19 protein-coding genes are annotated in these 22,664 nt (G+C 30.0%); 17 read left to right on the top strand and 2 right to left on the bottom strand.

Going from position 1 to position 22,664, the window contains the following annotated elements; genetic code table 11:
- The first annotated feature begins 338 nt into the window (after positions 1–338).
- From BR69_RS0107525 to spoIIR, 10 genes are all read left to right on the top strand, one after another.
- Positions 339–1,904: a DUF3794 and LysM peptidoglycan-binding domain-containing protein gene (locus tag BR69_RS0107525; protein WP_027632640.1), complete on the top strand. Its 1,566-nt coding sequence runs from the start codon at positions 339–341 to the stop codon at positions 1,902–1,904.
- Positions 1,905–2,333: 429 nt separating this feature from the next.
- Positions 2,334–3,164, top strand: a complete 831-nt coding sequence (locus tag BR69_RS0107520) for a cyanophycinase (protein ID WP_027632639.1) — start codon at positions 2,334–2,336, stop codon at positions 3,162–3,164.
- The gene (gene cphA / locus BR69_RS0107515) at positions 3,151–5,757 is read left to right on the top strand and encodes a cyanophycin synthetase (RefSeq protein WP_027632638.1); all 2,607 of its coding nucleotides are present in this window, start codon (positions 3,151–3,153) and stop codon (positions 5,755–5,757) included. Before BR69_RS0107520 ends, cphA begins: the two co-directional genes overlap by 14 nt.
- Positions 5,758–5,775: 18 nt before the next feature.
- Positions 5,776–5,931 carry a rubredoxin gene (locus BR69_RS21460; RefSeq protein WP_084315337.1) on the top strand — a complete coding sequence of 52 codons (156 nt, stop codon included), beginning with the start codon at positions 5,776–5,778 and terminating at the stop codon, positions 5,929–5,931.
- Positions 5,932–6,297: 366 nt separating this feature from the next.
- A complete protein-coding gene (ispE, locus tag BR69_RS0107505; RefSeq protein WP_027632637.1) occupies positions 6,298–7,140 on the top strand; it encodes a 4-(cytidine 5'-diphospho)-2-C-methyl-D-erythritol kinase in 843 nt (280 codons plus the stop codon).
- Positions 7,141–7,266: 126 nt separating this feature from the next.
- A complete protein-coding gene (locus BR69_RS0107500) occupies positions 7,267–7,458 on the top strand; it encodes a CLC_0170 family protein (RefSeq protein WP_027632636.1) in 192 nt (63 codons plus the stop codon).
- 16 nt (positions 7,459–7,474) lie between these two features.
- On the top strand, positions 7,475–8,935 hold the full coding sequence (locus BR69_RS0107495; protein ID WP_027632635.1) for a spore germination protein: 1,461 nt from the start codon (positions 7,475–7,477) through the stop codon (positions 8,933–8,935).
- 20 nt (positions 8,936–8,955) lie between these two features.
- The gene (locus BR69_RS0107490) at positions 8,956–10,053 is read left to right on the top strand and encodes a GerAB/ArcD/ProY family transporter (RefSeq protein ID WP_051623533.1); all 1,098 of its coding nucleotides are present in this window, start codon (positions 8,956–8,958) and stop codon (positions 10,051–10,053) included.
- On the top strand, positions 10,049–11,224 hold the full coding sequence (locus BR69_RS0107485) for a Ger(x)C family spore germination protein (protein ID WP_084315333.1): 1,176 nt from the start codon (positions 10,049–10,051) through the stop codon (positions 11,222–11,224). The genes BR69_RS0107490 and BR69_RS0107485 overlap by 5 nt, the downstream gene beginning before the upstream one ends.
- 277 nt (positions 11,225–11,501) lie before the next feature.
- Positions 11,502–12,140: a stage II sporulation protein R gene (gene spoIIR, locus BR69_RS0107480; RefSeq protein ID WP_027632632.1), complete on the top strand. Its 639-nt coding sequence runs from the start codon at positions 11,502–11,504 to the stop codon at positions 12,138–12,140.
- A 21-nt stretch (positions 12,141–12,161) separates the two neighbouring features.
- Here spoIIR and BR69_RS0107475 read toward each other — a convergent pair whose 3' ends face one another.
- Positions 12,162–13,277 carry an MGDG synthase family glycosyltransferase gene (locus BR69_RS0107475; protein ID WP_027632631.1) on the bottom strand — a complete coding sequence of 372 codons (1,116 nt, stop codon included), beginning with the start codon at positions 13,275–13,277 and terminating at the stop codon, positions 12,162–12,164.
- A 388-nt stretch (positions 13,278–13,665) separates the two neighbouring features.
- Between BR69_RS0107475 and BR69_RS0107470 the strand changes: the two genes are divergently transcribed.
- The 5 genes from BR69_RS0107470 to rho all read left to right on the top strand — a co-directional run bounded on the left by BR69_RS0107470 (position 13,666) and on the right by rho (position 19,382).
- Complete coding sequence (locus BR69_RS0107470; protein WP_027632630.1) at positions 13,666–14,652, top strand: DUF814 domain-containing protein; 987 nt, start codon at positions 13,666–13,668, stop codon at positions 14,650–14,652.
- A gap of 11 nt (positions 14,653–14,663) precedes the next feature.
- Positions 14,664–15,074, top strand: a complete 411-nt coding sequence (locus tag BR69_RS0107465) for a YwiB family protein (RefSeq protein ID WP_027632629.1) — start codon at positions 14,664–14,666, stop codon at positions 15,072–15,074.
- A 356-nt stretch (positions 15,075–15,430) separates the two neighbouring features.
- Positions 15,431–15,718 (top strand): hypothetical protein, encoded by a 288-nt coding sequence (locus BR69_RS0107460; RefSeq protein ID WP_027632628.1) that lies wholly within the window; start codon positions 15,431–15,433, stop codon positions 15,716–15,718.
- 170 nt (positions 15,719–15,888) lie between these two features.
- Positions 15,889–17,493 carry a CTP synthase gene (locus BR69_RS0107455; protein WP_027632627.1) on the top strand — a complete coding sequence of 535 codons (1,605 nt, stop codon included), beginning with the start codon at positions 15,889–15,891 and terminating at the stop codon, positions 17,491–17,493.
- A gap of 422 nt (positions 17,494–17,915) precedes the next feature.
- The gene (gene rho / locus BR69_RS0107450; RefSeq protein ID WP_027632626.1) at positions 17,916–19,382 is read left to right on the top strand and encodes a transcription termination factor Rho; all 1,467 of its coding nucleotides are present in this window, start codon (positions 17,916–17,918) and stop codon (positions 19,380–19,382) included.
- 294 nt (positions 19,383–19,676) lie between these two features.
- Here the strand turns inward: rho and rpmE are convergent, their stop codons facing one another.
- A complete protein-coding gene (gene rpmE, locus BR69_RS0107445; protein ID WP_027632625.1) occupies positions 19,677–19,889 on the bottom strand; it encodes a 50S ribosomal protein L31 in 213 nt (70 codons plus the stop codon).
- Between the two features lie 198 nt (positions 19,890–20,087).
- Here rpmE and BR69_RS0107440 point away from each other — a divergent pair, with 198 nt between their 5' ends.
- Together BR69_RS0107440 and prmC are read left to right on the top strand one after the other, a co-directional pair.
- On the top strand, positions 20,088–20,687 hold the full coding sequence (locus BR69_RS0107440; protein ID WP_027632624.1) for a thymidine kinase: 600 nt from the start codon (positions 20,088–20,090) through the stop codon (positions 20,685–20,687).
- Positions 20,688–20,707: 20 nt separating this feature from the next.
- Positions 20,708–22,474 (top strand): peptide chain release factor N(5)-glutamine methyltransferase, encoded by a 1,767-nt coding sequence (prmC, locus tag BR69_RS0107435; RefSeq protein WP_034849534.1) that lies wholly within the window; start codon positions 20,708–20,710, stop codon positions 22,472–22,474.
- Positions 22,475–22,664: the final 190 nt, after the last annotated feature.

The following is a 22,664-nucleotide window of genomic DNA, read 5'->3' as shown; positions in this document are numbered from 1 at the left end:
AATATTTTATTAAAGAGACTTTAGAATTTTAAGATATATCCTTTTAAGGATTAATATAATAATTATAAGGTCTCTAATTTAAGTTTTACTTTATAAAAAAAGAAAGATGGTGGGTTTCCATCTTCCAACTATGGTATAAAAGGGTATTGAGAATTTATGAGAGGTTATATGGTTCATAACCATGTATTATAATACGTCAAAATACGACGATTGTCAACAATATATTTAAAATAATCTAGAAATAGGAAAATATATTCTTATAAAAATGTACAAAACTCAGTAATATTTAAAAAACTCAAGCATAAATATTAAATAGGAATTTTATGGGAGGGATATAAATGGCAGAGTTAGAACTTCAAAAAGAGAATATAGAATATGAGAGCCTTTTAGCAGAAGGTGTAAATGAAACCGTGGTAAAGGGGGATTTTTTAATTCCTGATACACATCCTGATGTTGCAGAGATATTGATGGTAGATGTTAGACCAGTTGTAACAAATAAAGAAGTTATGCAAGATAAAGTTTATTTAGAAGGACAACTAAATTATAATATTTTATATTTAGCAAAAGAAGATGAGAGCATGGGTGTTCATAGCGTAAATTATAGTGATAAATTTACAAGCTATGTAGATGTAATGGGATCAGAACACAGAATGGCTTGTGATGTAGAGTGCTATGCTGAACATATTAATTGCTCCATAATAAATGAGAGAAAAGTAGGGGTAGAGGGGATTATAACACTAAAAGGTCAAGTTTTAAGTAATTATACAATACCTATAGTTAAGGAAGTAGTAGATGATGATGAAATCCAAATGCTTAGGAAGCCAGAGACTATAGATAGGTTAGTTGGACGAACTATAGCTGATCTTAAAGCTAAGAGTAATATTCAAATTTCTATGGATAAACCTCAACTTGGTAAGTTATTAAAGTGTGATACTGTTGTACACAAGAAAGAAGTTACTTTGGCACAAGATAAAATAAATGTTGCAGCCTTCGTTAGGGTAAATGTACTTTATAGAGCAAGTGATTCTATGGAAGTATTCTTACTTCAGGATGATGTATATGTAAATAAGGAAATAGAAATGGATGGGGTAGATTCATCCATGAGTACTTTGAATAACATTGATATACAAGATGTGGATGTAGAAATTAGACAAGATGATCTAGGAGAGAACAGATTAATAGGTGTTGAAGCAAATTTAAAATCAGAAGTTAGTGTTATGTCAAAGGATAAGTATGAGATTATAGAGGATGCATATTGTGCAAAATCTATGATAGATATAGAAAAAGAAAAATGTAGTCTAAATGTTCTTCAAGGCTCTAACTGCTTAGAAACTATAGTAAAGGAAAATATAGAGCTTTCAAGGGACTCACAAACCCCAGAAGCAGTTATAATGGCTAAAGGTGATGTGGTTATAACCGATAAAAAGCTAGTAGAAGATAAAATATTAGTAGAGGGAATAGTTAGGGTAAATGTCCTTTATAAGACAAACAAAGATGAAAAAAGTTATGGAAGAGTATATGACGAAATGAGCTTTTCATCACCAGTAGATATAAAGGGTACAAAAATAGATATGAAATCCATGGTTAGGGCTAATCTAGAAAGCTTAGAGGCATCTATTGAAGCTAATACAATAGCAGTTAAAGCAGTAGTTCAAGTTTGTGGTCACGTTATGTACACCACATCAAAAGATATTTTAACTTCTATGAGTAAAAAGGATGGAAATATTCCAGATAAAAAGGCATCCATAACAATATATATAGTTCAACCGGGAGATACCCTTTGGAGTATAGCAAAGCAGTATTTTACAACAGTAGATCAATTAATGTCTTTAAATTCTATAGAAGATATTGAAAGCATAAGGACAGGAGATAAGATCTTAATTCCAGGAAGAGCATTATTTTAGTATTAACAGTAACTATAATCTATTAAAATTACTATAGTATCTATAATAGGGCTATAAAAGACTTTTATAAAAGTTTTTTATAGCTCTTTTTTTATAATATCCTTATTTATTATAGATGTCTACATAAGCTTTCTTAAATAATAGAGAATTAAAATTATATTTTAAAAGATAGAGTTTAATTTATGTAAGGGATTTAAAACCTTAAGAATAATAGATAAACAGTGACTTAAAGAGTATTTGTTATTAGTAATATATGATTTATAGAAAGTGAAATTTTAGTATAAAAATTATAGGACTAGGTATATAAGCCCTAAAATTGGGAAAGGTATTTATGGTACAAAATTTGAAATTGGCATGTCCAGTAAGAATATGAATAAATCATTATTTTTATGGGCAAAATATAGAATACAGTTATAAGAGGTGGTGCTTATGAAAGAGATAGTAGAAGGAAAGCTAATTATAATTGGGGGAGCTGAGGATAAACAAGGAAGTAAAGAAATACTAAAGGAAGTGTGTCAAAGCATAAATAAAGAAAAGGATTTACTAGTAATAGCAACTATAGCTACAGAAAATCCAAAGGAAGCAGGAGAAAATTACACTAAAGTTTTTCATGAGTTAGGAGTTGAAAATATAAGTATACTAAATGTTAAAGATAGGGAGGAGTCTCACAGTGAAGAAAATATAAATATGTTAAAGAAAGCAGCTTTAGTTTTTTTTACTGGAGGAGATCAACTTAGAATTACAAGTATATTAGGAGGTACACCTCTTCATGAAGAATTAAAAAATTCATATATAAGAGGATGCATATATGTAGGAACATCAGCAGGGGCATCTGTTATGAGTTCTACTATGATTGTTAAGGGGAAAGATGAGGAATCACCTAAAAAATGTACTCTTAAAATGGCTCCAGGACTTGGGCTTATAGATGGAGTTATAATAGATCAGCATTTTGCCCAAAGAGGAAGAATAGGAAGATTATTAGTGGGAGTAGCAGAAAACCCTGGGACTTTAGGGATAGGGATAGATGAGGATACAGCTATAATTGTGGACAACAAAGGTGTATTTAATGTATTAGGTTCAGGAGCTGTTTATGTAATAGATGGATATAATATCTCTTACTCTAACGTATCAGAGCAATATCAGGAAGAGCTACTCTCCATTTTTGATGTGAAAATGCATGTCTTAAAAGAAGGCAATGGATTCAATCTTTTAACTAGAAGACCCTTAGAAGAGGAAGGATATAGCAATGAAAATAGTTAGCTACAGAGTTTTTGATGGTAGAAATATATATTCTCATAGAAAATGTATAAGATTAGATGTAGATCTGCAGGGATATAGAGATATACCAACTAAAGATATTAATAATTTTAATGAGACCATTGTAAAGTATTTGCCACATTTAAAAAGTCATAGATGTGGTATATATGAAGAAGGTGGATTTATAAAAAGATTAGAGGAAGGAACATATCTTTCTCATGTTTGCGAACATATGATATTGGCTCTTCATGAAAAAATGGGGATAAACGTATCCTTTGGAAAAGCTAGAGAAATAGAAGGGGACTTATATTACATTATTTTTGAGTATAAATATAAACAAACAGCATTAGCATTAGCTAAAATCGCAATAGATTTTATAAATTCAATAAAAGAAAATAGGAGTTTTGATTTAGAAGATAAATTAAAAGGCATAGAAAAAGTTTTATATAAGGAAATAGTAGGCCCTAGTACTGAGGCTATATTAAAGGCATCTAAGAATAAAGGCATACCATATATAGATCTTTATGGAAGTGGCATATATCAAATAGGATATGGGAAATACGGAAAGATAATAGAGGCAACCATAGTAAATGACACAAAATCTACCGCAGTTGACATAGCATGCGATAAATATATTACTAAAAAAATATTAGAAGGACAATGTATACCAGTAGCCAAGGGGGGGATAATTAAATCTTCCTTAGAAGCTTTAATACAGGCAGAAGCTATAGGATATCCTGTTGTACTTAAGCCAAGGTATGGGAACCATGGAAGAGGGGTAAAGCTAGATATAAAAAATCAAGAAGAACTTATAAATGCTTTTAAAGATATAAAGGATGAATTTAAAGATATAATTATAGAAAAGTTCCATAAAGGCAATGATTTTAGAATATGTATGATAAATGGAGAGATGATAGCAGCAGCTCTAAGACTTCCACCATATGTAATAGGGGATGGAGTCAGCACAATTAAAGAGTTAATTAATAATCTAAATAAAGACCCGAGAAGAGGAGAAGATCATGAGAAACCTTTAACTAAGGTAAAGATAGATGGAATCCTTATTAAGGTTATAAGTGGATATGGATATGATTTAGAATCAATACCTAAATATAAGGAAAGGGTATTTTTAAGAGATAATGCTAATATCTCCACTGGAGGAGTAGCTATAGATGTTACAGATAAGGTTTGCAGGGAAAATATAATTCTTTTTGAAAGAATAGCAAAAACCATAGATTTAAATGTATGTGGCATAGATATAAGTGGAAGGGATCTATCTATTCCATTAAATGATCAAAATGGAGTTGTTATGGAGGTAAATGCAGCACCTGGCATAAGAATGCATCATTATCCATATGAAGGTGAATGTAGGGATGTAGCAGGAAAAATAGTAGATATGATGTTTAAAAAAGGTGAGGAGAATATACCTGTAGTTTCTATTACAGGTACTAATGGTAAAACTACAACTACAAGACTTATATCCCATACCTTACAAACCATGGGATATAAAGTAGGTATGACCACTACCTCAGGAATATACATCAATGAATTATGTATAGATAAAGGGGATGACACTGGATTTGAAAGTGGAAGAACAGTGTTAATGAATAAAGAAGTTGAAGTTGCTGTATTAGAAACTGCAAGGGGAGGATTAATCAGAAATGGGTTATGCTATAATCTTGCAGATGTTGGGGTATTAACTAATGTATCTGATGATCATCTAGGTATAGATGGAATTGATACTATAGAGGACATAGCCCATGTGAAGTCTTTGGTAATTGAGGCTGTTAAGGATGATGGATACAGTGTTATAAATGGTGATGACCCAATTAGTGTATCTTTAATAGAAAAAGCTAAGGGAGAAGTAATTATATTCTCTAGACATGAAGATAATCCATATCTTTTAGAAAACATAAGGAATGGAAATTATGGGGTCTATGTTAAAAATAATTCTATATATGTAGAGAAAAAGAAGAGAATTTTCTATATAGGAGATTTAAATGAAATTCCAATGACTCTTAATGGTGCATTAATTCATAATGTTGAGAATGCATTAGCTGCTTGTAGTGCATTAGTAGGACTTAAGGTGGATTATTGTACTATATCAAAAGGATTAAAAAGTTTTCAATGTGATGAAGAGAAAAATCCAGGAAGATTTAATATGTTTCAGGTTAATGGAGGGACTGTAGTTTTAGATTATGGACATAATTTAGATGGATATAAGGCAGTACTAACTTCATTAAAAAAAATACCTCATAATAATATAATAGGGGTAATTGGAGTTCCAGGAGATAGATTAGACTATCAGGTAAAAGAAGTTGGAAAGTTGTGTGGAGACTACCTTGACTATATTTATATAAAGGAAGATAAGGATAAGAGAGAGAGAAAAGAGGGAGAGATAGCGAAACTTCTAGAAGATGGGATAATTCTTTCAGGAAGTAAAAGATTTGAGACTATTTTAAAAGAGGATGAAGCTCTTAAAATTGCTATGGAAAATATGAAGGAAAAGGATATAATAGTAGTGTTTTTCGAAGAATATGAACCATTGCTAAATATAGTTAAAAACTATAGAAGTAAAATAAAAGCTATAAATGAATAATAAGTTAGGAGGGTTTTCATGAAATATATATGTAATATATGTGGCTATGTATATGATCCAGCTGTAGGTGAGCCTAAGAGTGGAGTGCAACCTAATACAAATTTTAAGGATTTACCTCAAAGTTGGCTTTGTCCAATATGTAAAGCAAATAAAGCACAGTTTAGAGAAGAATAAATTATTAAAAGTATAGTAAGCCTTATAACTAAAGTATATTAGTTATAAGGCTTTTTTATTAACTATAATAAAAGCTTAGCGATATTAAAGGAGATAAAATCAAAATGTTATTATGAAAAATATTAGAATAGATGCTTATATAGTAAAATGAAAGAGGATAAAATTAAGATGTATGGGGACTTTTACTGCAGGTGACTTATAAATAAAAATGATTTATGATTTTATAATGAATATTTCTTATAATGATTTAATATGGAAGGTTAGAATTTTAAGTACCTTATAAATCTTTATAAGGTATATATATTGAGGAATAAAGAAAAATGTAATACACTATACTTTGATAAGAAGAATAAGGTGGGATATGAGATGAAAACAAAAGCTTATGCTAAGGTGAATATTTCTCTTGATGTAGTTGGAAAAAGAGAGGATGGATATCATCTATTAGAGATGATAATGCAAACCATTGATTTATATGATGTTATAGAGATAGATAAATGTGAAAAAGGAATAAATATGAAATGTAATATATGCTATGTACCTACAGATGAGAGGAACCTTGCATATAAAGCAGCTAAGCTTTTTATGGATAAGTATAATATAAATAGTGGGGTTAATATAAAAATATATAAAAATATACCCGTATCTGCTGGAATGGCAGGGGGAAGTACTAATGCCGCAGCAGTACTTAGACTAATGAATAAACTCTTTAATATAAATGCACCTATTAGCGAGTTAAGAAAAATTGCATTAAGAATAGGTGCGGATGTTCCATATTGTATAGAAGGGGGAACAGCTTTATGTGAAGGCATAGGGGAAAAGATAACAGCTTTAAATCCTTTTAAAAATTGTATAATGGTTATAGTTAAACCTTCTTTTGGAGTATCCACAAAAGAAGTATATGGAGACTTGGAGATAAATAAGATATATAAACATCCAAATACTTATGGGCTTATAAGAGCGTTAGAGCGTAGAGATGTTAACTTTATAGCTAATAATATGAGAAATGTATTGGAAAATGTTACTCTTAATAGGCATAAAATCATAAGAACCATAAAATTTGATATGGTTAAGAATGGAGCTATGGGATCTCTAATGAGTGGAAGTGGTCCAACGGTTTTTGGAATATTTGATGATATGGTAAAAGCACAAAGGTGCTATGATGCTATGAAATTAAATTATAAAGAAGTATTTATAACAAGAACAATATAAAATATAAAAAAATAACCTTAATGAATATTTTCATTAAGGTTATTTTTTTATATAAGTGCTTATTATGTATATAAATTCTAGATAAAGAAAAAATAAAAGGGAAGTATCTATAAGGGGTGAAATGCAGTGAGAATTTTAGAGGTGTTTGATTATTATTTCTTAGCAATGATGATAATATATTGTTACTTTGTATATTTTCATAAAAGTAAAAAATATAGGGAAGAAAAAGATTATAAGGCTTATAAGTTATCAAAAAAAGTCTCTGGAACAGTGTTTGTAATATCTTTACTTTTATTTATAGCAGCAAGGTTTGTTTAGAAGGGAGAGTGAAGTTTTGAAAGAAAACTTAAAAGAAACCATAGATGAGTCTTTAGAAGAAAATCTTAAATATATAAAAGATCTCTTGAAAAATGATTCAGATGTAGTGTATAGGGAATTTTCAATAGGATATAAAAAAGTTGCATTAATATATATTGATGGCTTATCAGATAAAGATTTAATCAATGACTTTGTTATAGAAAATCTTATGCATCATAGTACCCAGGTTTTATCAGTAGATGTTTTACTTGAGAGAGTTATAGCACTAAGTGATATTAGAAAAATAGAGAGTCTAAAGGATGGAATAAATGCATTTTTATCTGGAGATCCACTACTTCTTTTTGATAAAGAAACTAAGGGGTGTGTATTATCTTTAAGAGCTTGGGCTAATAGAGGGGTAGGAGAACCGGCAGGAGAGGTTGTTGTTAAAGGGCCAAGGGATGGCCTAACGGAAATAATAAGATTTAATACAGCTCTTATAAGAAGAAGGATAAGGGATACTAGATTTAAGATAGCATCTAAGGTTATTGGAGAAAGATCTAAAACAGATTGTGCAGTATTATATATTGAAGATATAGTAAATCAAAATGTATTAGATGATGTAAATAAAAGATTAGATAAGATACAAATAGATGCGGTTTTAGATAGTGGATATATAGAACAACTTATAGAGGATGATAACTTTAGTATATTTCCCCAAGTTCAAGTAACAGAAAGGCCAGATGTGGTGGCAGCTGCTCTCTATGAAGGTAGGGTTGCTATATTAGTGGATAATTCTCCCTTTGCTTTAATTGTACCAACTACACTACCTCTATTATTTCAATCTCCAGATGATTATTATCAGAGATGGATTTACGCAAGTGGAGTAAGGATTATAAGATTTTTAGCTGTAATTCTATCCCTTGTAACGCCTGCTCTTTATGTAGCAATAACATCATTCCATACCTCCATAATACCTACAAAACTTGCATACTCCATAGCAGCATCTAGAAATGGAGTTCCTTTTCCGGCCTTTATAGAGGCCATAATAATGGAGGTCAGCTTTGCATTACTTATGGAGTCAATCGTACGGCTTCCAAGAGCTATTGGGGCCACTATTGGTATAGTTGGAGGTCTTATTATAGGGCAGGCGGCGGTAAGTGCAGGGATAGTAAGTCCTATAATGGTAATAATAGTTTCATTAACAGCTATAACAAGTTTTGTAACACCAAACTATGAAGTCACCTTTGCTTTTAGAATAATTAGGTTTATTACAATAATAGCTTCCGCTATAATTGGACTTTATGGAATAGCAATTGTAATGATAATACTGGTTATTCATCTTATAAAGCTTAGAAGTTTTGGGGTATCATATCTATCTCCTGTAGCAGATATGGATAAGGAAGATTTTAAGGATACATTCTTAAGATTTCCATTAAAGTTTTTTAAAAGAAGACCTAAGTTTATGAATACTGGAGATAAGATAAGACAAAAATAAGGTGAAATGAGGTGAATATTTTGAAAGAAACAATAAAGCCATTTGGGCTATTTGCTTCAATAGTTGTTACTATAATAGGCGTGGGGCTTTTCTCATATCCTCGTGAACTTGCTGAGAAGGTAGAAACTAATGGGTGGATTATAACTTTAGTGGCAGGATTTTTTTCCTGTATTCTAATGTATATAATGTATAAGGTATTGATTCTAAACAATTATGAGAGTATAACTAATATAATATTTAATAACTTAGGTAAGGTAGTTGGGTATATAGTTATATTAATATTTAATTTAGAATTAGTAATGGCAATAGGAACTCAAGGTAGGAGTTTTGTTGAGGTAATAAAAAAATATCTTCTAGAAAAAACACCTACAGAGCTTATATTAATAGTAACAATACTTACAGCTTCTTATTTTATAAGCTTTGGTAGAGTTAACATTGTTAAATTTAATGAGATAGCATTTTGGATTATGTTTATACCAATGGTGTTTATACTTTTAATTATTATGAAAGAGGGAGATTTTACAAATGTATTGCCAATTGGCCAGGTGAAGATTAGTAATTATTTCTCCAGTTTATTTTCAACACTGGTGGCTTTTGGTGGATTTGAAATAATATTTTTGTTTGCTCCTATAGTATCAGATAGAAATAAAGTTCTTAAATCATCTGTAGGATCTATGATTTTTACTTCAATATTTTATACTGTAATAGTTATTTTTAGCTTAGCTTTATTTACAAAACATGAGGTGAAGAATTTACTGTGGCCTACTATAACTATGGTAAATACAATAGATATACCAGGAACCTTTGTCGAAAGATGGGAAGGAGTAATAATGACCCTTTGGATATTATTTAATTTTAGTACCATATCCAATTTAATGTTTTTCTCCTCAACTTTATTAAAGGAGAGTTTTAATCTTCAGAAAGAAGTGGTTGCCACAACTATACTAATCCCTATTATTTACGGCATATGTTTATACCCAGAAAATTTTACAGATATAGCTATGATGTCAGAAAAAATATTAAGGCCAACTGTCATATTTATGATAGTGATTCTTCCTATAACATTACTAATAGTAACTAAATATAAGCTAAGAAAAAAGGGAGGGGTCAAAAATTAATAATAAAAAATTAATAATTTTGATTCTCCTGTGTAGTTTATTGCTTACAGGATGTTGGGATAAAGTTGAAATAGACAGAAAGGTATTTGTGTCTACTATAGCGGTAGATGTGGCAGAAGATGTGGATAAGGATAGGGAGCTTAAAGAAATGAGTACGGAAGAGATACCAGCGGAAAGAGGAGTAAGGAAGATTAAAGTCTTATATGCTTATCCTGATTTAAGTCAGTTTTCAGCCGAAAAAGGAACCATAGAAGGGGAAGGGTTACTAGAGATGGATACCTATTCTATGGATGGAGCTATGGCGGATGCAACTATAAAGGGAAGTGAAGATATATATTTAGAACATACAAGACTGCTTATATTCAGTAGGGATTTACTTCAATATAAGGAAACATTTAAAGAGGTGTTAGATTATTTAAAAAGACAACCAAAGTTAAATAGAAGAATGTATGTAATAATGAGTGAAGGTCCACCTAAGGAATTTTCAAAGGCGAAAATTCCAAAAGGAAGGCAAATACAGTCTCATATAAATGGGATACTAGAAAATGCAAAGAGGAATTCAGCTATAAATCCATTAACATTAAATGATCTATTAATTAACTTAGCATCAGATGGAAATGGTGTTCTTCCTATAATGAAGGTGGATAAAGATACTAAGGAAATTACTATAGGAGGAACTGCTGTAATAAAGGACTATGAACTTAAGGGAAGTATAAATGAGATTGAAACTGTAGATCTTCAAATATTAAAAGGGAAAGCTAAGGGTGGTAATAAAGTCATTTACTATGAGGGCCATCCTATAGACTATGAAATAGATGGAGTTCTTAGAAAGTTAAAAGTTGAATATGATGAAAAATTAAAGGTAGATATAAACCTTGAGATTGAGGGACGGCTGGAAGGTGCATACCTAGGGGGAGAAAAGCTAGATGAAGATAAATTAAAGGAGATAACAGAAGGATTTAATGAGAGTATATCATCTCAATGTGAAAAAGTTTCAGAAGTAATTCAAAAGGAAATGTCAGTAGATACTCTAGGAATAGGTGACTATATTGAAAAATTTAAACCTTCTATATGGAAGAAAGTAAAAGAAGAATGGGAAGATATTTTTAAGGAAGCAGAAATAAATGTAAAAGTTAAAACCAATATAAGAAGGATAGGTGCTATTACATAATAGAACGAATCTTCCTTCAGATGGGGTTCTTTCCCCACCTGAAGGTTAGATAAGCTCATCTAGGGTTGTCGCAACTGTTATCCCCACTTTTTAGAGGATAGGGATGTTAAAGCTTATAGCCATCAGATAAATTTAGGATATATGATTTTAAGAGGATGTGATAAGAATAAAAGATTCTTATCACATCCTCTTGTTTTATACAAAATAAAAAAGTTCATCCTATATGTATAGAAATACAAAATATGTAAATAATACTAAGTGAGAGGGGCGATAGGTTATGAAAAAGTTTTTAAGTGGAATATTATTAATAGTTTCTATGGTTATATTAAGTAGTATTATAGGACAAGTTTATAAAAGGAATACATCTGAAAATCAGGTTGAAGATATAAGTAATAAATTAATAAGATTTCATGTTTTGGCTAATAGTGATTCTAAAGAAGATCAAGAGTTAAAGTTAAGGGTTAAGGATGAAATTATAAGTTTTATACAGCCTAAACTTAAAGAAAGTAAATCTATAGAAGAATCAAGGGAAATATTAAGAGAAAATAATGAAAGGCTAATTGAAATAGCAATGGAAGTAATAAAGAAAAATGGATATGACTATAATGTGAGTGCTGGATTATCCAAAGAAAATTTCCCGGTAAAGGTTTATGGAGATATAGCTCTTCCTCAAGGAGAGTACGAAGCCTACAGAATATTGATAGGAAATGCAGAAGGACAAAATTGGTGGTGTGTAATGTTTCCTCCATTATGCTTTGTTGATGTAACCAAGGGAGAGGTAGCATCTGATGAAACAAAAAAAGAATTAAGTAAAGTGTTAAATAATGAGGAAATGGATACTGTATCTAAGGATAAAAAAATTAAAGTTAAGTTTAAACTTTTAGAGGTAATAGAAGATTTAATAAATAAAAAATAAGAATTAGCATTTTGCTGATTCTTATTTTTTTATTAAACCTTCTATTAAGTTCATCATATCCTGGCAGGAATTAGGCTTGCTTAGGGTTCTAGCTTTTTCTTTCATGTTAAGTAAGACCTTAGGATTTTTAAGGACCTCAGATATTTTATCCCTACAATTGGTTCCATCACCTAAATCTATAGCTGCACCATGAGTTAATAAAAACTCAGCATTTTTCTCCTCTTGACCAGGAATAGGTGAGAATAAAGCCATAGGAAGTTCAGAAATTAAGGCTTCTGTTATGGTCAATCCACCTGGTTTTGTTAAAAGTAAGTCACAAGCTTGCATATATTTATTTACTTCTTTTGTAAAACCTATTATTCTAGTTTCTTTTAATGAGTGCTCTACTTCCGAATTTAAAGAAACTAGTAATTTATCATTATTTCCTGCAAGTATTATTATTTGAAAATCTAAGGGTATAGATGTAAGTTCTTTATATACATTTACTATGTTACCCATTCCAAGGCTTCCACCCATAAGTAGTAGGGTAGTTTTTGATGGGTCAAGGTCTAAGGAAATTAGAGTGTTTTTACTATCATAAGGAGTAGTAAAATTAGGGGACACTGGAATACCGAAAGGAAATATTTTTTCCTTTAAAACACCTCTATCTTCCATTTCATATATCATATCATCATTAGAAACTATATAGGCATCAACATTTGGATGAATCCAAAAGCTGTGAGGAGTATAGTCCGTCATTATAGTTATACAAGGCTGATTTATTAAGTCCTTGCCCTTAAGTATAGAAAGTATTTCTGTAGAAAAGGGATGGGTGGAGATTAATACATCAGGATTAAAGTCCTTTATTAAATTATAAATTTTAGTAGAAAAAAGCTCATTTATTTTATTAGATACATTAGCTATTCCGGGATCAGTTTCTGAATGGCTATATATCATTCCAAAAATAGAAGGAGAGATTTTAAGAGATTTTAAGTAGCTCCCTATTATCAATTTATCTAAAATTGGATTTATATATTTTAGAGTATCTATTATTTCTACTTCTGAATTTTCATTTTTATGTAAAATATATGATTTTATAGCTTTAGCAGCATTCATATGGCCACCACCAGCAGATACTGATAACATTAATACTTTCATGAGTTTCACACCTTTAAACACATTTAATTTAACTATATTAAAATATAAAAAAACTATATAATATTAACAAGACTTAGTTTTCTACAATTCATTTGTATTAAAAAATCTATGTACAATATAGTTCACTTTGTTTTTTTAAAGTTTGAATGTTTATATAAACCTAAACACTATTGAATATTTAAACTTTAATGGATATAAAACTGCAAAATATTGATTTTACAGTATATATTATAAAAATAAACCCTTACTAATAGTCACTATATTATATCATAGGTAAAGGGTTAATAATAATTAATTTTATCTTAAAACTGTATTAAAATGCCATTGATTAATATTAATAAAATTAATAAACTATTTATTATGAGTAGGAAGGGGATGAAGTGACTTTATGGCAAGAGCATTAGCTATGGTGTCTGGGGGACTAGACAGTATATTGGCAGCAAAACTTATGAAAGATCAAGGTGTAGAAGTAATTGGGATTTGTTTTAAATCTTATTTTTTCACACCAGATAATGCAATAAGAATGTGCAAACAAATAGATATACCATTAGAAGTTGTAGATTTTTCAGAAGAACATTTTCAGATGGTGAAAAAACCTAAGCATGGTTATGGAAAGAATATGAATCCTTGTATAGATTGCCATGCCATGATGATGAAATATGCTGGGGAACTCTTAGAAAAGTTTAATGGGGATTTTATTATAACTGGTGAGGTTTTAAATCAAAGACCTATGTCTCAAAATAAAAGATCTTTGGATATAGTAAAGAAGGAGTCAGGATTTAAGGATAAAATTTTAAGACCTCTTTGTGCTAAGAATTTAGAACCAACAGATATGGAAATTGAAGGATTAGTAGATAGAGAAAAACTATTAGATATAAGTGGAAGAAGTAGAAAAATCCAAATGGAACTGGCAGAAAAGTTTGGGATAGTTGATTATCCGTCACCAGCAGGTGGGTGTATGCTTACAGAGCCTAACTATTCCGTAAGACTTAAAGATTTAGTTAATAATAAGGATGAGATTGAATCAAAAGAAATAGGACTGCTCAGGTATGGAAGACATTTTAGACTTGGAGAAGGATGTAAAATAATAGCTACTAGAACTGAAGAAGAAAGCAAAGGTATAAAGGAGTTTATAACTAATAGGGATATAATATTTTTCCCAAAAGATTTTTCTGGAGCTATGGTAGTTATAGTTGGTGAAGCAAATGAAGAGGACATAGAGTTTGCAGCAAAGCTTTCTGGAAGATATTCAAAGGGAAAGAATGAAGAAACCTTAGAAATAAAGTATGGGAAATTTGGGAAGCCTATGAAGAATATAATAAAAGTTAGTCCAGCAGAAGAAGAGGAAATGAGAAAATATATAATTAATTGTTAGGGGTGATTTAAGTGATTAAAAAAGCAGTTGTTTCTATTAAGAGTTCTCAGGACATAAGTGATGAGGCTATAGAAGTAGTTACACCAGGAGAATTTACTGTACTCTCTAATGGATTTAAGGCAGAATATAATGAAACTGAGCTTTCAGGAATGGAAGGAACAATTACTATATTAAACATATTTGAAGATTATTTGGAGCTTATAAGAGAAGGAAGTACAGCTTGTGAGATGAAATTTGAAAAGGGTAAAGAGAATATATCCTTATATAACACTCCTTATGGCGGGCTAGAACTTAAAACAAAAACGAAAAAATTAGATATAGTAATAGATGAAAATGGTGGTAAAATTTTTGTTGAATATGAGCTTAGTGTAACAGGACAATCTCCATACACAACTGTATTAGATATAGAGATAAAAGCTTAAATTTCTATTATTAAATAAAAATACATAACTACATAATCTATTTATAAGCAGTGCATATATAACAGTTTTACTGGAAGATGCACTGTTTTTATATGTTAATAAGTTAGTGCTATTAATTAAGGTAGAAGATAGGAAATAAAAATGAAGGATTTAAGTATAACTTAATCTTAAGGGGCAAATTAGTTTTTGTAGTATCTGATTTATTTTACCAGAGTTATTAGTCTTTTATAGAGGCTTTTATGATTTAAATTTAAGCTAGTAATTGTAATTATATTCAGAGGTAACTAAAGCAATAGAGTATCTAATAGTATAAAAAAATAATAGTAGTCAAGAATTTAGAAAAGAGGTGAGAATTTATGAGAGATAAATATTTGACTATAATAAATTTTTTATGTAAATACAATGATATAGATGAGGAAGAAATATTTAAAATTTTAAAAGATAAGGAATGTAGGTATTTATTATTTTTATTATTAAAAAAATATGATTGTGATGATAAAAAAACATTAAATGAGTTTTTCCCAGAAAGAAGTAAAAGAGGATTTACTTATGATTTTAAAAAGGCAGAGGAGAAATTTTTAGTAAACAGAGATTTGAGAAAGAAATATTTTGAATTAGAGACTAGATTAAGGGAAATGATATAATATGAAGAAAAATGACGAAATATAGAATTGGAACTACAAAAAATATTATGATATTATATTATTTGTGTTTTTGAAAATAGTTATCTCATCTTAATAGGGTAATTCTTATTTTAATAGAATAAAACTATAATGTCAATAGAAAAATAAAAAAATGTTTTAGGAGGATTATTATGCAAACTAAATACGTTTTTGTTACTGGAGGAGTAGTATCTTCTTTAGGAAAAGGAATAACTGCAGCATCCCTTGGAAGGTTACTTAAAAATAGAGGGTTAAAGGTGTCTATACAAAAATTTGATCCATACCTTAATGTGGATCCAGGTACTATGAGCCCATATCAACATGGTGAAGTTTTTGTAACAGATGATGGTGCGGAAACTGATTTGGATTTAGGACATTATGAAAGGTTTATAGATGAGAATTTAAGTAGAAACAGCAACGTAACTACAGGTAAAATTTATTGGAGTGTAATTTCTAAGGAGAGAAAGGGGGAGTACTTAGGAGGCACAGTTCAAGTTATACCTCATATAACAAACGAAATAAAGGAAAGAGTTTATAGAGTTTCAAAAGAAAGAGAAGTAGATGTGGTTATAACAGAAATAGGTGGAACTGTTGGTGATATAGAATCTCTTCCTTTTTTAGAGTCTATAAGACAAGTTCAATATGAAGTAGGGAAAGAAAATGTTTGTTTTATTCATGTAACATTAGTTCCTTTTTTAGGGAAGGCTGGAGAGCTTAAAACAAAGCCTACTCAGCATTCAGTTAAAGAGCTTAGAAGTATAGGGATTCAGCCAGATATAATAGTTTGTAGGTCTGAAAAGCCCTTATCACAAGAGATTAAAAATAAGATAGGCTTATTTTGTAATATAGATGGAAAGCACGTTATACAAAATTTAGATGCAGAAAATTTATATGAGGTTCCTCTAATGCTTCATAAAGAGGAATTAGATAATTTAGTTTGTGAAAAGTTGAATTTAGGTTACAGGGACATAGATAATTCAGAATGGGAGACAATGGTAAATAGGATAAAAACAATAAGTGATACTGTGAAAATAGCATTGGTAGGAAAGTATGTAGAGCTTCATGATGCATATATATCAGTTGTAGAGGCTTTAAATCATGGAGGATATGCTAATAATACTAATGTGGAGATAGAATGGATAAATGCTGAAGAGATAAATTCTAGAAATTCAGATTCCTTATTAAGAAATTTGGATGGTATTCTTGTTCCAGGAGGGTTTGGAGATAGAGGGATAGAAGGGAAAATAGAGACTATAAGGTATGCTAGAGAAAAGAAAATACCTTTCCTTGGAATTTGTCTTGGAATGCAATGTGCAGTTATAGAATACTCTAGAAATGTATTACAGTATGAAGGGGCCCATAGTGCTGAGATAAACCCAGATACTAAATATCCAGTTATTGATTTAATGCCTGATCAGAAAGAAATAGAGGATATGGGAGGAACTATGAGGCTAGGAGTTTATCCTTGTAAGTTATCAAAGAATAGTAATGCCTATAAATTATATAATAATGAGGTAATATACGAAAGACATAGACATAGATATGAAGTTAATAATGAGTATAGAAAGGTTTTAGAAGATCAAGGGCTTTCTATAACGGGAACATCCCCTGATGGACGACTGGTTGAAATAGTTGAGATTAAAGAACATCCTTGGTTTGTAGCAGCTCAGTTTCATCCAGAGTTAAAGTCAAGACCTAATAGGCCGCATCCATTGTTTGAAGGTTTTATAAAAGCTTCTTTAGAAAAGAAAAACTAAGTGGTGAACTTTTAATTTTATTTATAACATAAGAAATCACCCTAGGGATTAGGTTTTAATACCCTAGGGTGATTTATCTTTTACAGAATATAAGAGAGAAAGTAGCCCATGATGATTTATTTATAATAAATCACTAATAAAGATTTTTTACAAGATTTTTCTTGACCAATAAGTTTATAGGTATATAATTAATATGTAATTATATAGTTGAATAAATAATAGCATACTTGATAATAATTAGTTTATGTATGCAAACTTTATAAGTGTATATACAATGATCTTATAATCATATAGTCTAAAAGTTATAACTACTAATAATACAGTTCAAGGATTAACATATCAAGACAACATACTTGTTGGGAATCCACAATAAATCTTTTCTTATTTGTTTCCTGATGTCTTTAAAATTTGGAGGTGCAGTTTTGACTAACAAGAATTATGAATCAATGACAGTTAATGATCTAAAGCAGATAGCTAAGGAATTAGGTGTTAAAAATATATCTAAGTTAAAAAAACAAGAATTAATAGAGGAACTTAAAGAAATATCTAAGCCAGTTGCTAATTCTCTTTCTATTGAAAAAGATGGAAGAGTTTTAAGAGAGAAAATATCTCCTAAGGTTTCAGAGGAACAGACATCTAGGGGAAAGTTAAATCAAGAAACAAATAATAGACAAGAAGAGTATAGGGAAGTTAGTGATGAGGAAAAGGCACAAAACTTAAGAACTGTTATAAATGGATCGGAAAGAGTAACAGGGATTTTAGATATAGTAAATGATAATCCAGGTAGTAATTTTGGATTTTTAAGATGTAAGAATTATGTAAGCGGAAGTGAGGATGTTTATGTATCTCCTTCTCAAATAAAAAGATTTAATTTAAAAACAGGAGATATGATAACTGGAAAAGCAAGATCACCTAAAGATGGTGGGGAAAGATATAGAGCTTTAGTCTTTGTGGAAGTTATAAATGGATATGGTGTTGACAATATAGGTAGAAGGCGTAATTTTGAAAGAATGACTCCTATATATCCTGATAAAAGATTAAGACTTGAAACTGATTATTCAAGGGACCTTTCTTCAAGACTTATGGATATTATATGTCCTATAGGTAAAGGACAAAGAGGTATAATTGTAGCTCCTCCTAAGGCTGGAAAAACTACTTTACTAAAAAGGGTAGCTCAAAATATATCTAAAAATTATCCCAATATTAAACTAATGGTTCTTTTAATAGACGAAAGACCAGAAGAAGTAACGGACATGCAACGTTCAATAAATGGAGAGGTTATATACTCAACTTTTGATGAAGAACCTCAGAATCATACGAAAATAGCTCAACTTGTATTAGAAAGAGCTAAAAGACTTGTTGAATATGGAAATGATGTAGTTATACTTTTAGATAGTTTAACAAGACTTACAAGGGCTTGGAACCTTACTATAACTCCAACAGGTAGAACTTTATCAGGAGGACTTGATCCAGGAGCTTTAGTAATGCCTAAGAAGTTTTTTGGAGCAGCAAGAAACTTAGAAGAGGGTGGAAGTCTTACTATACTTGCTACAGCTTTAGTTGAGACAGGTAGTAGAATGGATGATATGATATTTGAAGAGTTTAAGGGAACTGGAAACATGGAGGTTCACCTAGATAGAAAGCTTCAAGAGAGAAGAATATTCCCTGCTATAGATATATATAAATCTGGAACAAGAAAAGAAGATTTAATACTTGGAGAGGAAGAGAAAGAAGTAGCATTTGGGTTAAGAAGAGTTATGTATAGAGATGGAAATCTAGAGAATGTTACGGAAAGTCTTATTAATTTACTTTCAAAGACAGCAAATAATGAAGAGTTTATACAAACTATAAAAAAGAGTGATATGCTAGATGTTGAAAAGAAGAGATAAAATAAAAAATCCAGTTTTTCTGGATTTTTTATTTTATATTAAATTAGAAGACTATTGTATTAAACAATTAATTATATAAATAACTAATCAACTATTTATATAAATTTAAACACTATAAAAGATTAAGTTATATAGTGTTAATTCAAATTTTGTGATAATTGAATTTTAACATAAAAATAAAAATTGAATTTATAAAATCCAATTTTAAAAATAAAATAAATGATTTAGTATAAAAATTAGATTAATATTAAATAAAGAAAAAGGAAAAGATGAATTCATCTTTTCCAAACTTTCTTATTCTTCATTCTTTAAGTTATACTTCTTGTTGAATCTATCAACTCTTCCGCCGATATCAACAATCTTTTGCTTTCCAGTGAAGAATGGGTGGCATTTAGAGCATATTTCTACTTTAAGTTCTTTTTTAACAGAACCTGTTGTGAAAGTATTTCCACATGCACACTTAACCACTGAATCACTGTGGTATACAGGATGTATGCCTTCTCTCATATTTTTCACCTCTTTCGCTTTACGCATCCGTTATCAACCTCTAGATTATATCATGCACATATTAAACAAGTCAATACAGCATTAAACGAAATTTTATATTATAGGAAATGTATTATTTCTAAATTTTAGTTTTTTATTACCTATAATTTATGTGATATAATCGAATAGGTAATAAAAAGTAGAAAAGGAGATAGTTTAATGGCGAAACTTTATTTTAGATATGGAGCTATGAATTCTGGAAAATCAACTCATTTAATGCAAGTTGCATATAATTATCAAGAAAGAGGGCTAAAAGCTATAATAATAAAACCTAAGACGGATAAAAAAGGCGGATCAAGGGTTGTATCAAGACTTGGAGTTTCCCAGGAGGTAGATCTATTAATAGATAAAGATGATGATATATTTGTAGAAGTAGAGAAGTATACAAGAGTAAAAGAACAGATAAATTGCATACTAGTAGATGAGGTTCAATTTTTAAAAAAACATCATATAGATGAACTATTTAAGGTTGCAGCGCTTTTAGATATCTCTGTAATATGTTATGGGCTTAGAACAGACTTCCAAATGAATGGGTTTGAAGGAAGTTCAAGACTTCTTTTATTAGCTCATAGTATAGAGGAGATGAAAACTATATGTACTTGTGGCAAGAAAGCTTTATTAAATGGAAGAAAGATTGATGGAAGGTATGTTTTTGAAGGAGAGCAGGTGGCTATTGATAAACTTGATAATGTAGAATATCAGTCTCTTTGTCCGAACTGCTATTTTAAATATAAAAATGATGATTTAGATGAAAAATAAGTTAGAGGGAAGGTGGGGCAATGAAAAAAAAGTGTAATGTAGGAGGTCAAGCTGTAATAGAAGGTGTAATGATGAGGGGAGAAAAGGGAGTTGCTACCGCAGTTAGGACTCCTAATGGGAAGATAGAAATTTCCATGGAGGATAAAACTCCATTAAGTAAGAAAAATAAGTTTTTTTCCCTTCCCATTATAAGGGGATTTATATCCTTAATTGACTCTATGATTATAGGAATACAAACATTAAATTACTCAGCTTCGTTTTTTGAGGAGGATGGGGAGCCAGATGCCTTTGAAAAGTTTTTTAAGAAGATATTTAAGGATAAGAGTGATGATATATTAATAGGAATAACTCTTTTTATATCCTTTGGAATCTCCATACTATTATTTTTTGCAGCTCCAACATTTATTGCTCAGGGATTTAAATATTTAGGCTTTAATAATTTTTCATTAAATATATTAGAGGGGGGACTGAGGGTAGGAATTTTCCTTATATACATATACATTGTGGGGAAAATGGATGAGATAAAAAGAGTGTTTCAATATCATGGGGCAGAGCATAAAACCATATTTTGTTATGAGAATGGTGTGGATCTTACTGTAGATAATGTTAAGAAGTTTCCGAGACTTCACCCAAGATGTGGAACAAATTTTATTTTTCTAGTTATGGTAATAAGTATATTATTATTTTCCTTTGTAAGTTGGAAGAGTTTTTTATATAGGTTTGGATATAGGTTATTACTTTTACCATTAGTATCAGGAATTACCTATGAAATTATAAAGTGGCTTGGTAAAAATAACAATAGATTAACTGCCTTAGTAGCCTACCCAGGTTTAAAGCTTCAAGAACTAACAACAAAAGAACCAGATGACAGTCAAATAGAGGTTGCTATTGCTTCGTTAAAAGCAGCAGAAGGAATAAAACCAAAGGAAAATACCATAGGAGAACTTCTTAATTATTCTAACGAAGAACTTAAAAGTGTGGATATAGATACCTATGTTTTAGACTCTCAACTATTACTTTCTAAAGTTATAGAAAAAGATAAACTCTACTTAATAACCAATAGAAGTGAATTAGTATCTTTAGAAAATGAAGAAGAATTTAAAGCTTTAGTGAAAAAGAGAAAAGGAAAAATGCCAATAAAGTATATATTAAATCACTGTGAGTTTATGGGATTAGACTTTTATATAAAAGAAGGGGTTTTAATTCCAAGAGGAGATACTGAGATATTAGTAGAGGAAGCCCTTAAAATAATAGATAATAACAATTTTAAAAATATATGTGATTTATGTACGGGAAGTGGGGCTATAGGGTTATCCATAGGAGCGCTAAGACAAGATGTTAATATAACTTGTGTTGATATAGATAATATTCCTTGTGAGGTTACTAATATTAATATAGAAAGATTAAATCTTAAGAATAAGGCAAGATTTATAGAAAGTGACTTATTAAAAGTTTTAATAGAAAATGAGGAAAAATTTAATATGATCATATCTAATCCACCATATATAAAGAAAGATGTTATAAATACCCTCATGGAGGATGTTAAGGACTTTGAACCTCATCTAGCCTTAGATGGGGGAATAGATGGATTAGATTTTTATAAAAGAATAGTATCAGAGAGTAAAGAGTGTCTTTTAGATGAAGGATATTTAGCTTTTGAAATAGGTCATGACCAGGGAGAAGAAGTAAAACATATCATGACTTTAGCAGGATATGAAGATATTATAATTGTAAAAGACTTAGCGGGATTAGATAGGGTAGTAATAGGAAAATATATTAGTGTATAATAATTATAGGCTTATTAAAGTAAAATATATTAATGTATAATAATTATAGACTAATTAAAGTAAAGTGGTCTTTAAACATATGTTACAAAGGGGATAGTGATACCAATGTAGGGTATATAAATTAGTTGAAAATATTAATAATATTATGATATAATTATAAACTATGAAAATATGGATACGGAGTGATTGA

Origin of the sequence: Clostridium hydrogeniformans DSM 21757, from assembly GCF_000686705.1 — a bacterium.
GTDB lineage: Bacteria > Bacillota > Clostridia > Clostridiales > Clostridiaceae > Clostridium_Z > Clostridium_Z hydrogeniformans.
This window is presented reverse-complemented; position numbering and strand designations above follow the sequence as displayed.

Bases quoted from the DNA above. Each gene is read 5' to 3' on its own strand.
- BR69_RS0107525 (WP_027632640.1), top strand. From the start codon at position 339: ATGGCAGAGTTAGAACTTCAAAAAGAGAATATAGAATATGAGAGCCTT.
- BR69_RS0107520 (WP_027632639.1), top strand. From the start codon at position 2,334: ATGAAAGAGATAGTAGAAGGAAAGCTAATTATAATTGGGGGAGCTGAG.
- cphA (WP_027632638.1), top strand. From the start codon at position 3,151: ATGAAAATAGTTAGCTACAGAGTTTTTGATGGTAGAAATATATATTCT.
- BR69_RS21460 (WP_084315337.1), top strand. From the start codon at position 5,776: ATGAAATATATATGTAATATATGTGGCTATGTATATGATCCAGCTGTA.
- ispE (WP_027632637.1), top strand. From the start codon at position 6,298: ATGAAAACAAAAGCTTATGCTAAGGTGAATATTTCTCTTGATGTAGTT.
- spoIIR (WP_027632632.1), top strand. From the start codon at position 11,502: ATGAAAAAGTTTTTAAGTGGAATATTATTAATAGTTTCTATGGTTATA.
- BR69_RS0107475 (WP_027632631.1), bottom strand. From the start codon at position 13,277: ATGAAAGTATTAATGTTATCAGTATCTGCTGGTGGTGGCCATATGAAT.
- BR69_RS0107470 (WP_027632630.1), top strand. From the start codon at position 13,666: ATGGCAAGAGCATTAGCTATGGTGTCTGGGGGACTAGACAGTATATTG.
- BR69_RS0107460 (WP_027632628.1), top strand. From the start codon at position 15,431: ATGAGAGATAAATATTTGACTATAATAAATTTTTTATGTAAATACAAT.
- BR69_RS0107455 (WP_027632627.1), top strand. From the start codon at position 15,889: ATGCAAACTAAATACGTTTTTGTTACTGGAGGAGTAGTATCTTCTTTA.
- rpmE (WP_027632625.1), bottom strand. From the start codon at position 19,889: ATGAGAGAAGGCATACATCCTGTATACCACAGTGATTCAGTGGTTAAG.
- BR69_RS0107440 (WP_027632624.1), top strand. From the start codon at position 20,088: ATGGCGAAACTTTATTTTAGATATGGAGCTATGAATTCTGGAAAATCA.
- prmC (WP_034849534.1), top strand. From the start codon at position 20,708: ATGAAAAAAAAGTGTAATGTAGGAGGTCAAGCTGTAATAGAAGGTGTA.